Annotated in this window: 9 protein-coding genes; 6 read left to right on the plus strand and 3 right to left on the minus strand. The window is 49.2% G+C overall.

Features of this window, described 5'->3' with window-relative positions; all coding sequences use genetic code 11:
• Nucleotides 1–61 precede the first annotated feature (61 nt).
• From ACNI29_RS15190 to ACNI29_RS15215, 6 genes are read left to right on the plus strand one after another with little or no spacing between them, the layout of a single operon-like run.
• A complete protein-coding gene (locus tag ACNI29_RS15190) occupies nt 62–1267 on the plus strand; it encodes an S-layer homology domain-containing protein (protein WP_419779218.1) in 1206 nt (401 codons plus the stop codon).
• A gap of 14 nt (nt 1268–1281) precedes the next feature.
• On the plus strand, nt 1282–2247 hold the full coding sequence (locus ACNI29_RS15195; protein WP_419779219.1) for a TP0624 family protein: 966 nt from the start codon (nt 1282–1284) through the stop codon (nt 2245–2247).
• Nucleotides 2248–2265: 18 nt separating this feature from the next.
• Nucleotides 2266–4440, plus strand: coding sequence for an AsmA family protein (locus tag ACNI29_RS15200; protein ID WP_419779220.1), 2175 nt, complete (start codon nt 2266–2268; stop codon nt 4438–4440).
• Between the two features lie 2 nt (nt 4441–4442).
• The gene (locus ACNI29_RS15205) at nt 4443–6854 is read left to right on the plus strand and encodes a right-handed parallel beta-helix repeat-containing protein (protein ID WP_419779221.1); all 2412 of its coding nucleotides are present in this window, start codon (nt 4443–4445) and stop codon (nt 6852–6854) included.
• Nucleotides 6844–8448 carry a SpoIID/LytB domain-containing protein gene (locus tag ACNI29_RS15210; RefSeq protein WP_419779222.1) on the plus strand — a complete coding sequence of 535 codons (1605 nt, stop codon included), beginning with the start codon at nt 6844–6846 and terminating at the stop codon, nt 8446–8448. The genes ACNI29_RS15205 and ACNI29_RS15210 overlap by 11 nt, the downstream gene beginning before the upstream one ends.
• Nucleotides 8449–8465: 17 nt before the next feature.
• A complete protein-coding gene (locus ACNI29_RS15215) occupies nt 8466–9200 on the plus strand; it encodes a tetratricopeptide repeat protein (protein ID WP_419779223.1) in 735 nt (244 codons plus the stop codon).
• A 3-nt stretch (nt 9201–9203) separates the two neighbouring features.
• On the opposite strand, the gene ACNI29_RS15220 is transcribed toward ACNI29_RS15215, so the two are convergent.
• The 3 genes from ACNI29_RS15220 to ACNI29_RS15230 are packed head-to-tail and all read right to left on the minus strand — an operon-like array spanning nt 9204 to nt 14080.
• Nucleotides 9204–11150 carry a PEP/pyruvate-binding domain-containing protein gene (locus ACNI29_RS15220; RefSeq protein WP_419779224.1) on the minus strand — a complete coding sequence of 649 codons (1947 nt, stop codon included), beginning with the start codon at nt 11148–11150 and terminating at the stop codon, nt 9204–9206.
• A gap of 39 nt (nt 11151–11189) precedes the next feature.
• A complete protein-coding gene (locus ACNI29_RS15225) occupies nt 11190–13127 on the minus strand; it encodes an ATP-binding protein (RefSeq protein WP_419779225.1) in 1938 nt (645 codons plus the stop codon).
• Nucleotides 13127–14080, minus strand: coding sequence for a phosphate/phosphite/phosphonate ABC transporter substrate-binding protein (locus ACNI29_RS15230; RefSeq protein WP_419779226.1), 954 nt, complete (start codon nt 14078–14080; stop codon nt 13127–13129). Before ACNI29_RS15230 ends, ACNI29_RS15225 begins: the two co-directional genes overlap by 1 nt.
• Between the last annotated feature and the right edge of the window lie 41 nt (nt 14081–14121).

Below are 14121 nucleotides of genomic sequence, written 5' to 3' on the forward strand. Positions count from 1 at the left end.
GTATCATGCAGGTAAATCATGATTGCCGGCGGAACGCATCCGCTGCAAGGAGGATAACCGGATGAAAAAATCTTTAGTATTTTTAACGGGCCTGCTTTTGATTCTCTCCCTTGCGGGATGCGGAAAAAAAGTAAAACCCATGTCTATTGAAGATAATCCTGCCCATCATTACCTGATGGGAATGGAGCTGATAGATCAGGGCATGCCTGATAAGGCTTTTGTCCGTTTTGAACGGGCAGTGGCCCTTGACGATGAATTCGCACCAGCCATTGCAGGCAAGGCTCTTGTCTATGCCATGCGTGCAGAGAGTGAGAGTGATGCTGAATACAGCGCCGTTGATGCTGAAAGGGCTATTGACCAGTTCGATAAGGCTGTTTCCGAGGCCAGAAGGGACCGTTCCCAGAAATTCAGCGTTTTTGTGACCGGTATCCGGGTTTATACCCATATCGCTACTCGCGGCTGGCTGCAAAGGGCGGAAGATCTCTACGCAGATGCCAAACTGATGATCAAGTATGTTAAGGAAGAAGACCTTCCATACTACCGCCAGACCGAAGCCGTACATTATTTCATGGGTAAGGCTTACTTCAAGGGCGGAGAATTCCGTAAAGCCGAAGACGTGCTTGGCGTGGTGCTTTCTGCCTCTCCGGGTAAGTGGCACGACAAGGCCAATGCGCTCTATAATCGTGCTCAGAAAATCCTGCGGGCCATGAGCAACTATACCCTGACTGATGTCGCCAAGAAGATCGCGGTCAAGGAAGAAGTTGACCGCGCCGATGTTGCGGCACTGCTGGTTGATGAGTTGCATCTGGACAGGCTGTTCGCAGGCCGTATTCCCGTTCCCGGAAATGATATGAAGGCTGAGTTTACCCCTGCGGATGTAGTGGGGCACATGTTCGAGCCTGAAATCATGACTGTTCTTAAGTGGCATGTTCGCGGCCTTGAGCCGACTTATGATGAGCAGACCCGTGCATACCTTTTCCATCCCGCAAAGCCTATGACCCGCAAGGAACTCGCTTTCGTGCTGGAGGATGTACTCATTAAGCTTACCGGTGATGAAGCCATGTCTACCCAGCATATGGGCCAGAAGAAGTCTCTCTATCCTGATGTGGAAGCCACTGATGCATGGTACAACGCCATTGTTACCGTAGTTAACCGCAATTTGATGGAAACCGACCTGTCCGGTGCTTTCCGCCCTGATTCCAATATGGACGGTGCGGACCTTATTCTATCCCTGATGCGGTTACGTAATATTATGAATATCTATTAAGAGTGGAGGATAACGTGAAAAAATTATTACTCGCCCTGACTGCGGTAGTGCTTTTTGCAGGCTCCGCTGTTGCCGATGAAAAAATTGTTGAGGTTGTAAATGCGGATGATGTGTTCCAGAAGGGATACATTCAGGTCATAGGTGAATCCGAAGCCGGACAGAGCCGCTACCGGGCTAAACGCGCAGCTGAAGTAGTCGCCCAGAGAAGGATGCTTGAGATCTTTCAGGGGTTGCGCTTGAGCGGGAAAACCACTGTTCGTGATGGAATGCTTACCAGCGAGCGGGTTCGGACCACTGTTCAGGGAACTCTGCGCGGTGCTGTGCCGTGCGGTGAATCCTTCGACCGAACTGAAGGCTACGCCCGCGTCTGCCTGAGGCTGAACCTGCATGGTCGCGACTCTGTATACAGCGCTTTTGATGAAATTATCCTTAAAGAGCCTGAAGCACTGAAGGTTCGTGATATTCCGGCTTTCAAGCCTGAAACGCTGCCGGAGATTGTTGCTCCGGCGGTAGAACAGAAAAAGGATGAAATGGTCGCCAAGGTTGAAAAAACTGAGGTCCCGGCAGAAACCGAAAAGGTTGAACCTCCGGTCCAGACTACCGAGCCTGCATCCGAAAAGATTCAGGCAGCCGTGGCAACCCCGGTTGACGGCATAATTGTTGATGTCCGTGATTTCGATTTCAAGCCCGCGTTGGTTAACCGCATCCTGACCGAAAAGAATGAAGTTCTTTTCGATCCGTCCAAGGTCCTCAACCAGGTTCTGATCGAAAGGGGCTGCGGCGGCTACACTACGGATCTGCAAAAGGCCCGTGCGCTTCTGGAATCATGGGGCAGCAAGTCTCCCATGGTTTTGAAGGGTAAGACTGTGCAGAACGTGACAGACGCGGTGGTCAGTGTTGAAGACGCGTCTACCGTATTCGCGTATGACCAGAAGTATAACCTGTTGGCTCAGGCAAGGGTCGTGTTCGTACTTAAGTAAATAAAAAGGCGGTGTCGCGTGTTGCATAAAAAGGGAATCCTCATTGGTGGAATTATTGCGGCCTTACTTATGGTCGGTTCCATGGTGTTGGTCAGGGTTCATTTTGTGGACGCTGCGCAGACATTGCTTTCCGATATGACCAACATGGGGGTGGTGATGGAGGACATCGAACTCCATTATTCCCCCCTTCCTTTCCTGCGAGTCAAAAATCTTCGTGTGCAAAGCGGCATGGATACTGTCCGCATTCCGCAGCTGGAGATCTACCCGGATATAGCCAGTCTGCTTACCGGGGAGATCAAACTCCGCCACGTGATCCTGCAGGATGCCGATGTTAAAGCTCTTGCCCATCGCGAAGGCGGGGGCGGAACTCCTACCGGGCTGGAACTTCCGGCTATTTTTCCCGATAAAATTGATGTTGTGTCCGGCAGGGTGCAGCTTACAAATTCCTACCATGCCGAACCGCTGACTGTTTCCGCCAGCGTTGAAAAAGGGAGCAGCGGTTTTGCGTTCAATGTCCGCAGTGCATCTATTTCCGAACTGGGATTCAAGTTTTCAGGACGGCTGGAAATGCTGTCCACTTCGCCGCTTAAGCTGAATCTTCAGGCCAGCCAGTGCTCAATTGATCCGTCTTCATTTCTCGGTTTCCTGACCGGGTTCGGATATCTTTCCAATTCCACCATCCCTGAACTGGCCGAGGCCGGAAAGTTTGAGACCACTGACCTTAATTTCAGCGTAGACAGTGCGGCTGGCACTATGAATGTCGAGGCCGGGGGTGTACTTCTTGATTCCACCAGCGGTAAAGGGCTGGTCTTGCAGATGGGGCAGGGCGGTACTTTTAAGGTTTCCCTTGAAGAAGCGCAGGTCGATGCCGGTGAATTGTATGCCATGGCCCAGAAGAGCGAACGGGGCCGTAATGCAACTCAATCACTTTGTGAATCCGCCAAGCTGAAATCGATTGTGCCGCAGGGTACTCTGGTTTTCAAATCTGTTTCTCTGTCCACTCCTCCCGGTTCAGTGGCGAATAAAGGACTGTCCGGAAGGATGACGGTCAGTGCCAAGGACCTTAAGCTGGTGCTGGAATCTCTGGATGGGCGCAAGCAGGAGCTTAGTATTTCAGATATTGATGCTGATGTAGAGTTGAAGGACGGTAAACCCGTGGTTTCCGTGCGCAGTTTTAATGTTGCTTCGGCAACAGGAGGCATCCTTAAGGCTCAGGCATTTCTGGTTTTTCCTTTTGATTTGAAAGAGGCGCGTTTTAAGGCCGAGGCCATTGATTTCTCCCTTTTCGATTACAATATTACTTGTGAGGCTGAAAAAAAAAATCCTTTGCGGACTGTGTTTGATACCCAGCTGAAGCACAAGGAATCCCGCATTTCAGCATCCGGCTATTTCAATAGCCCGCGTAATAGTGTCTCCGGTTATGAAGCTCAGTTGAAATCATTGAGTATTCGTATTCCTGAAACAAAAGACGACGGGGCCGTCTCAAAAGTTGCTGCCGCACCTGAGAATTTCAACTTCGAGAGCCTGCTCGGTCGCGACATTAGCGGCAAAGCTTCAATTCGTAAGTTTTACTACAACGACTGGCCTTTCAGCGATGTTGTGGTCTTCGTCCATTCCGGGAAAGAACGCGGGCTGATCAAAGCCAGCGGCAAACTTTTCTACCTCAATCTTAACGCAGATGTTGTGTTGGCCCGTGACCAGCTGGCTGTGCAGTGCAATGTGAAGGGGAGGGGAACCAGCCTGCCCAGCCTGATCGCCTGTTTTGCGAAGGACCTGTCCGTGTCCTTGCGCGGCAAAATCTATCTTAATGCCAATATGTTTATGCAGGGCGGCAATAGTGAAACGCTCGTTAAATCTGTGCGTGGTGAAGCTTCGGCTAAAATTGACGAGCTGCATGTTTTCAACCTTGCGAACCTTGATCCCCGTTTGGGTTTTTTCATTGATTTGCTCGATGCTGTTTCCTTCAACCCGCAAGGCGGGCAGGGGCTTAACTTCAGCACGGCGAGGCTGCGGGCGGCACTGAGCGGGAAGGAACTGCTCATCAATTCATTCAACCTCAGCGGACGGCAAATACAGGCCTGGGGCGGGGGGAAATATTCACTTGCAGACAAACATCTCCAGCTGCAAGGCGAGGTCCGTTCTGTGCTCGGTACGGTCAATTCATTTAACATCGACAGGAAGTTGAAGTCTTAGCCATGATTAACAAGCATAGTCCCATAATATTTTTGTTGCTGATCTCCCTGTTTCTGGGGGGCTGTCTAGGCAAGCGAACAACCCAGGCCGTGCAGTATACTGAGGAAGAAGCCATCCCTTATAAAATTGCGGTCCTGCCTGCTGAATATGTCAAACATGCTGAAAATTCCACGGAGCACAGATCGGTGCTGGTTCTTGATGATGACAGGTTGTTTGTGGCTGATATTTCACGTGCGGCTATCACCAACCAACTGGCCGGTAAAGGGTTCATGCCGTTGCAGAAGGATGTGGTGGATAACACCCTTGCTGAATTGGGCCGGGACGATAGCTGGCGTTCAAAGAGTGATGCTGAATTGTGTGAAATGCTCGGTGCTGACGGCGTTGTAAAGACCGATATTTACAGCGCGGATATGATCAAGGCATTAGCTTTTGATTTGTTTCAGCTGGATGCTGAAGTCATGATGTATAATTCCTCCGGGACTCTGGTCGGTAAGTGGCGTGATAGCGCATCCAAGCGCAGGATTTCCGTACCCACGGGTATAATCGGGCTTGCCGGGACCATTGTGGAAGAGGTCTTTGCCGACCCGATAAGGCGGCAGATGCGTATGGTCGTTTACGACTGGGCATGGAACATGGCGCAGGTCTTGCCTGATTGTCCCAAGGGGACAAAGTTGCCGGAAGTTATAGCTGTGGACACCAATGTGGATAACAGGCTGTTCGGTGTGGGGCAGAAAATTGCGGTGCGGGTGGATGCCGAACCGGGATTGAAGTGCTCTTTCGACATTGGTGAATTCAAGAAAAATATTCCCCTGCCGCAGACCGCACAGGGCGTTTATGAGGGGTTCTACGTAGTTCGCGAGGGCGATAAATCGGTCAATGATACCTTGATGGTCAGAATGCGTAAGGCTAACGGGGTTGATCGACTTTGGCCCGAGTCAGGGTCTATGGTTACCATTGACGGTGAACTGCCTCCGGTGCTTGAGACTGTGAAATTCCAAACCGGGCGGGATGGAGTTCAGCTCCTCTGGGAAGTTCCTGTGGGCACTGATCTTGATGAATTTGTTATCGAGAAAGGGAATGATCCGGTTGGTGATTTTGAGATTATTTCACGGACAAGGAATCCTGAGTTTATGGACCCGGATGTGATACAGGGCAGCACTGTGTTTTACCGGGTGCGTATCAAAGACAAGGCCGATAATTTCTCGCCCATGAATGGTGTGATCAAAGTGATAATGCCGCAGTTTGATGAGCGCGAGCTTTTCGGACAGCTCTCAGGTTCTCTTGTTAAAGGTAATTATCGAATCTCATTTCCGGTCAGCGTCCCTGAAGGTGCTGAGTTTATAGTTCCGTCGGGTACGAAAATCCGCTTTGCGAACCAAGGCCGAGTTGATGTTTCCGGTGAATTGAAAGCGATCGGCGAAATAAGTGCCCCGGTCCGTCTTCAGTCAAATTCCACCGAGGGTATCAAAGTTCTACCTGGTGGTAAGGCCGTTCTTTCTCAATGTGAATTCGGTGGATTCAGCAGGGCGGTGACTGCTGCGGGCGGCTATCTGGAGCTGCGTTCCTCTTCATTCAATGGGGGCGATTACGCTGCTGCAGTGATTGCGGACGGTAATTTTGCTTTCAAGGGATTGCGGGTCAAGAATGCCCGGCAGGGTTTGCTGCTCAGCGCCGGGAACGGTACTGTGCTGCGGTCCAGCGTAACTAATTGCACGCAGGGTATTGTTTTTGAGGGCGGCAGTGCCGGAATAAGGGACAATAATATTTTTGATAACAAGGTCAACCTGTTGGCCTTTGAAAAGCTGGTTGTCAGCGATAACTATTTTGGTTCATCTTCCAGCGATAATTTGAATCTGGAGGGTGATATTCTAGTCAAATCGATCCTTGATGCACCCTATCCTCATGGGCGCAGGATTATTCTGGTTGATGACAAGGACATAACCCCGGAAGAGCTGGAGAAGAAATTTACTGAACTAAAAGGAAAAGGTGTGAACGCTTTTCATGGCCAGCATTATGGTGATGCTTATCAGGCCCTGAATAAGGCGGTTCAGATGAAGGATGACCGTGATGTCTACCTCTATCTGGCTTACACCTTGCTTGCACTTAATGACGATATTGCTCTTGCTGAAATTCTGGATGAAGGGGTTTCAAAGTTTCCATATGATGTGCGGTTGCATCAGCTCTACGTTCGCTATCTGTTGAATAAAGGCGATTTAAAGCAGGCCAGAATGGTATTGGATAAAGCTTTGTTGCTTAGTCCTGCTGACAGCAATTTACTGTATATGAAAGATTATCTTGATCATCTTGCAGTCCCGGCAGATTCTGTTGAGGCTGATTCGGAGCAGGTTGAAGTTGGTTCTGACGAACAGCAAGTGAAAGAAGATAAGCCTGAGGAGCAGAAAGATGAACAATAAATCAGGAATGATACATAGATTTTTTCTAACGGCTTTGATCGTTGCGCTGCTTATCCCGGTAGCGGCTCATGCCCGGAAGTATTCTCCGATTGAATTGGAGGATCAGGCACAGGCGCAGTGGCATATAAATTACGCCAGCTATCTGATTGATATAGGTAAATATTTTGAAGCACTTGAACAATACGACACGGCCATTGATTATTCCCCGGTTGCTAAGACCCGAGTGCATGCCATGTTCGGAAAGGCCATGGTTCTATCCACTTTTCTGGATGCACCGGAGAAGGCCGCAGACCTCTATCGCATGGTAGGCCGGAATTACCCGGATTATGCGGACACGGCCCTATACCGTTTGGGATTCCTGTATTACCAGATGAACCGCTATGATCGGGCCAACGCTGTTTTTAGGCAGTATTTACGCTATTTCCCGAAGGGCAAATTTAAATTTCAGGCTGAGGCGGTAATCTCATCCATGAAGGCCAAGGAGGAGCAGAAGCCGGAAGTTAAACCTGATGAAAAGCCGGATCAGAAGATTCCTGAAAAGATAGGCAAGGAACCGGCTCTTAGGGTTTGTCTGAGTCGTAAAGTTAAGAGCATGACCGTTATCAGCGGGTCGGGAAAGGATAAAATATGCACCGATGAACTGGGCTGCGGACGTAAGTATAAAGTAGGTATGTCCGGTAATAAATTGACTCTTGACGGCAAGGTTGTTTCTGCGACCCGGATTAAGTTTAAGTCCAAGGGCGCGCTAAAAGTCAGCTACGGCTCTGAGAGCAAAAAGGTGCGCGGCACAATTGATGTCAGTATCCGCAAAGGAAAGCTGTTGATCCTCAATCTTGTGGAGATTGAAGATTACCTGCGTTCGGTAGTTCCTGCCGAGTCCTATGCTTCATGGCCTGCTGAGACGTTGAAGGCTCAGGCAGTGGCGGCGCGGACCTATGCCTACTACCAGAAACTGCATCGTACCCATCTTTTTTATGATGTTTATGCTGATACTTATGACCAGATGTATGCTGGTGTTGATCGGGAAGATAAACGCACTGATAAGGCTGTTAAACAGACTAGAGGACATGTGCTGCTCTACAAAGATAAACCCATACTTTCACAATATACTGCCAACAGCGGCGGCTTTACTGCAGATGCCAAGGCTATTTTTGGCGCTGGTAAGGCTTACCTGATTGCCCACAAGGACCCGGCCAGCCTTAAAGGTAAGATGGCATCCTGGACTAAGAAGTACAGCAAGTCTGAGATTGAGACTAAGTTGAAGAAAGTCGGTATTTCCGTGCCCGGAATCAGATCTATAACCGCTCTTGAAAAGGGTCCTTCTGGCAGGATTGTTAAGGTACGCATAAAGTATAAGTCCGGTTCTCGTGATTTGCGTACGAGGACGACGCTGGGCAGTTCACGCGTTTTGAAATTGCCTGATATCCTTTTACGAATTGACAAGAAGGGAGATTATTATACATTTAAAGGCCGTGGATGGGGTCATGGTGTCGGCTATTCGCAATGGGGAGCTGCGGAGCTTGGCAAGTCCAAGAAGTATGATCACATTTTGAAATTCTACTATCCGGGCAGCAGCATCAAGCGGCTCTGGTAGGAAAGTAAAGGTCCTTAATGAATAGAACTGAAAGGATTATCTGGCTGGTTTGTGTGGTTCTGACCCTGACTGTGATGTTCAGCATTATTGAATGCCGGGCGGATGCTACTGTTCTTGAATCGGAGGTTGCCTGCGGAAGGATGGGGCAGGAGTTGATTGACCGCGGGGATTATGAACTCGCGGTTTCAAGCCTCGAACAAAGCCTGAAACAACACCCCCGCTCGGACTGGCTTTACAGCCTGCTCGGGCGGGCCTACTTTAAAATGGGTGATCTGGAGCAGGCCGAGGCCCAGTTCCGGATGGCTTTGGACATCAACAAGAACAACCCGGCTGCAAAACGTATGGTTCTTGAAATGCGCAAGACACAGGATCTGCTCAAGGACCGGGACATCACCGAATGGATAAATATTGCCAAAGAGAGAGCGGCCGATCTGGTCACTCTGGTTATAGGCGTCTGGCTGGGTACTTTGCTGTCCGGGATTTCAGGCCGCTTCTATTCCCATTTCGTGCGCACAAATTTTAGGAAAGCGCTTGCCAAGAAAGACTTTGATTACGTCACTGATATTCTGGAAGATCTGCAGATAAAGCGTGAAAAAGCCCAGTTGCGCATGCGCTTGCGCGAGCTTCTGGAAGCCTATGACCTTGAAGAAGCCAAAGAAATGATCATCGAATATGTTGATGATCGTGAAATCGAAGATAAACTGGTCCATTTTCTGGTCCAGATCCATAAGAAATCACAGGTTCAGTCCTGACTTTTATCCCAGACCTGAAATAAAACGCAGAGCGGCCTGATCCGCATCTTCATTCTCGGCCACAACCGGATGGTGGATGGCGATGTGGGCAATCAGATGACCTGTGGTCGCCAGCAGTTTCTGAATTTCCGGTTCCCTTCCTTCCTTAAGAATACCCTCAATCATATCGCCCTGATGGGTGGTTTTGAATCCTTGAGTTTCAAGAGTCTTCTTGATGAATTTAATTCTGGCTATGCGTTGTTCTGCCGTTCCGTGACCGCCCTTGAAGCGGAAATGGATATGGTTCGCCTGTGCATCAGGATCGCAGACCGCATCCACTTCAGTCAGGTCTTTTTCCGATTTCAAAGTGATATTCATGTAGGTTCGCGAAAGGATGGCGTAGCCGTCAATGCTGTTTTCGCCTTCCCAGCCGGGGCGTTCTGCGCCAAGTCCGAACCAAAGAGCCCACATGGGAGCCGATTTGATGTCGTCTGGAGAAATATCCATTTTACCTGCTGCGGTGCTGAACAAACCATCCGCAAGGTTGAGCAGGGTTATGTCAATGGGTTGGCGGGCTTTGAGATGTTTTGCTCCGTCGATACCCAAACCCTTTTTGCTGACCAGCGAAAACATTTCCTCGATTCCCTTTTCGTTGGCAAAGCGGACCAGATCGTACATGGAGCGGCTTTTTTCAGGTAGAAACATTTCCGTATTACGCGGAGAAATGTTCAGGCTGGCAATATATGAAAGAGCCTGCTTGATACGCACAGTCTCTTTTTCGCCTTTGAAAGGATAAGAGCGCACCGATGTAATCATGACCCGGTTACGCCGGTCAGTGACCCATTGGCATTTTTGCGTTGTTTTGAAAAGTTCTTCAGCCTTTCTGCCCATGGCGGCAATTGATTTTGCCGAGTGGGTGGAAAGGAAGGATTTCTCCGGCTTAGCAAGAATCCGCTGCTGCTCACGCCTTGATATCAGGTAAGGGGTTGTTGAGTTATTGCTGAAAATTGCAGAACAGCCATGATCCCTGTCCTTAGGCGGAAGGTCGGAAAACTCATGTAAAGTTTCAAGTACACCGGAATCATGGATATCTTTCATGGGCTGGATAATCACCGAGGCCGGGCTTTCACGGTCTGCGTAGCCGGATTCGATACGTGCTTTGATGGATTCCGCAGAAAATTTGCAAGTGACTGCTTTTTTCCATGCTTCGACAGTATCCTGAACAGGAACAGGCGAGATTGTACACCAGCTTTCAGGGAGGGCGTAAAGGCTTCCTTCAGGGGTGGATGATGCCGTCAGGGTCAGACTACCGCTGCCGCGTGAGGTTTCAAGGGCGGCAATTTCAATTTCATTGGCAATTGCATCAGGCATTTTGCCTTGCATAAAGCGGTCGGTGATAGTGCGTGATATCTGATTCAGGTCGGAGATATTGGTTGTTATCGCTGTTTCGAGAATTTCGTCTATGGCAATACGCAGGTTGTTTGCTTCTATGAAGTAATTATAAACATCGGAGCCGATAACCATACCATCCAGAACCGGAACGCCGGATTTCTTTAGTCTTGCCAGATCTGCGGCGCAGGCTCCTGCCTTGAATTCATAGTCGATGGCGTCATCAATGGTGAAAGTGAAAGGTTTGGATATTTCGGGGTCCGGTACAGTGACTGCCATGCGTACGTAAAAATTTATTTTATTGTAGTAGTCCATGATATCCATGAACCGCACCGGGTTCATGTCTTGAAGGTGTTCAAGCATGGTCCGGATGTTGATACCGAGGTCGGCGGCCTGTTTTTCAACATAAGCCCAGTCAGTGACGGTAAGCCCGAAGCCGATGTCCTCAATATGCGAAATGGACTTAAGGCATAACTCCTCAAGTTCCATGAGTTTTTTGAATGAGTTGTAGCGGCGTCTTAGCAAACGTCCCGGAGGGAAAGTCTCGTACGTCCAGTGGCTGAAAACATGTCGAAATCTCATAATAATTTATTGTATCAAAGAGGGGAGCATAATGAAAGCCTAAGCCTGTGCCTCATCCGTAAGTTCATCCAAAGGCAGTGTGACCTTGAAGAGTGTGCCGGGGCCTGAGTTTGCCGGCAGGTTGAGTTTGCGACGCAATTTTCTGGGCAGGGGGCTTATTGCTTCAATGGTTCCGTCGTGATCGTTGATGATTCCGAAGGAAACGGAAAGGCCCAGTCCGGTCCCTTTTCCTACCGGTTTGGTCGAGTAGAAAGGATCGAAAATCGCATTTATATTTTTGGGCTCAACGCCGTGTCCGGTATCCGCAAAGATGGCGGTGATGGTCATGGATGATGTGTCCAATTTCGTCGCGATATGGATATTCCCTTTGTCTCCTATTGCTTCCAGTGCATTGGAAAGGAGGTTCAGCCAGACCTGTTTCAGTTTTTCCGGATCGCCGTGTATTATGGGGAAGCGATCATCCAGTTCAGTTGAAATCTGGACCTGTTCCAACTTGAAGGTGTGGCTGACCAGTTGAACCACTTCAAGGATGGAGTTGTTGAAGCACATGGTTATTTTTTCGCTCTGGTTCTGGCGTGAAAAACCAAGCAGGTCGGCTACGATTTTTCGGCAGACGCGGGCCTGCTTTTCAATGATGGCGACGTCTTTGGCTATCTGCTCTTCCGGGTTGAGGTCCTCCTGAAGCAGCTGGGCATAGCCGAGGATGATCCCCAGTGGGGTGTTGATTTCATGGGCCACGCCCCCGGCCAGTTTACCGATGGATTCCATTTTCTGGGATTGTATCAGCTGAGCCTGATAGCTTTTCAATTCAGTTGTTTCACGCGAAGTGGACAATACGCCGATGATGTTGTTGTGCTGTCCGAATACGGGAACACGGATAATGTGAAACCAGCGTGCCGATTTATCTTCTGTTTCAGGTTCACGGATTTCCTTGTTTACAGGGCGGCCAGTAGTTAAGACCATTTTCGATTCTGCTATGCGTGAAGCAGCAATATCCGCCGGATATAAGTCTTCATCCGTCAGTCCAATTATTTCTTCTTCATCCCGTCCTAGATGTTCGGCATAGGATTTATTGACTGCAAGGTAAGTCAACTGGGGACCGAGCAGGGAGACGAAGTCCGGTGAAACATTGATGATAGTCTTGAGAAGTTCTTTCTGTCTCGTCAGGTCGGCTTCCGTGATTTGCAAATCTTCAATGTGGCAGGCAAGACTCATGCCCATGGCATCGAATGTCTCGGTGAGTTCTTGAATTTCATCCCCTTTAAGGGGATTGCTGATTGCGCGTTTTAATTTTGCACCAAGACCTTTGTTCTTATCTTCTTTTTTGCACAGGCTTGGTCCGAGATGGGTAGTGACAATGTCTTCAGCATGTCTTTGAAGCAAACCAAGCCTTAGCGTTAATTCCCGGGCGAACTGGGTGGAGATAAGCACTGACAGTAGAAGAACTGCTCCCGTCAAAGCCATGATGGCAAAGATCAGGTTCTGGACTACGGCATGAATTCCTCCCCGTGACAGACCGATGCGGACCATGCCCAGTTTTTTATCTCCTAGAAATATCGGTGCAGCAAAGTCAAAAATACGGTTTTTACCTGTGTCGACGGTGACGATGCTTATTATATTGTCAGTGCTTCCGTTGGCATCTTTTAAATCAACCGGAAAGCCGTCGCTGAAAGTGTTGGCCAAAACACGGTTCTGGTCGTCCATGATGAAAGCATATTCGATTTCATTATCAGCTTTTTTCAATTCGTTGACCATAGAACCCAGATTAAGCAGGTCAACTGAAAGCATTGGGTTTTCAGCCCGGAGAGCTAGATTGCCTGCCAGAACTTCTCCCCGTTTACGGGATTGTTCAATCAATGCATCCGCAGACATGCGAATGACGAAAATTGCGATCAGCAGAGAAGTAAAAGCAACAATCATCGTAATGCCGAGATTTATTTTGGTGCGGAATCTTAAGCGGGAGAATAAACCAGTCATTATTGCCCTCCCGTTTGATTGACGTGATGAAGTCCCAATATTTCGGTCAGTTCTCTAACCGGATTATAGTCGCTGTCTTCGGCAGGAATTATACCTCGCATGCCGGCTTGATATAGTATTGAGGCCTCTTCGGGGGTGTCCATGGACATGCCGAACATGCAGTACTTGATTTTATCAATTATCTTGGGGGAAAGCCCTCTGCGCGCAGCGTATACCCAGCCGGGGAAGGTCTCAGTTTCTGCAACGATCTTGATTTTTTCAATATTTATTTTGTCGCGGACAACGTTAAGGGTTCCCTCGCGAATGGATGCGAAATCATATTTCCCGGCATAAACGGCTAACACAGCTTTTTCCTGTTTGCCGCCCGGTCCGGGAGCAAAGGAAATTTCCTTGAAATCAGATTGTTTGATTCCGTGTTTGAGAAACAGGCCCAGCGGGAAAAGATACCCCCCGGCGGAGAGCGGGTCTACTGCGATCCATGTTTTACCGATGCAGTCTTCAAGACGGGTGATGGCCCGGTTGTCTTTGCGGGTGATAATCTGGCCCCGGAAAGTCGGGCTGCCGGAAGGTTCGATGATTCGCGCAAAGGCACGTGCCCCGCTGCGGGCAATTTCTACATAGGTCATGGGGTTGGAGAAGGATATATCAATTTCGCCGTTCTCGACCATACGGCGGTGTTCCTCGAAGGTGTCCGGGAACACCTGGCGGATGGTGAAACCGGATTCGCGGGAAAGGTAATCTATGAGTTTGCTGTGTCTGAGGTAAGACACTTTGTGCGAATACTGGGGCAGGTAAGCATAAGTGATGGCCTGCCTTGGTTCAGGAACGCGTATTTCTTCACGGATGGACATGTCCACACGTACAATTTTTTCTTCCGGCTGTGATCCGAAGAAATATATGGCGGCCCCGGCCAAAAGCAGGATAGCCGGAAGGGTGTATCTTAACTTGAACATGAATTCTCCACTTTGCGGCGGCGTGTCTGCGGGAGAATTCT

This window comes from Maridesulfovibrio spiralis (SeqCode) (genome assembly GCF_048571135.1).
Taxonomy (GTDB): Bacteria; Desulfobacterota; Desulfovibrionia; order Desulfovibrionales; family Desulfovibrionaceae; genus Maridesulfovibrio; species Maridesulfovibrio spiralis.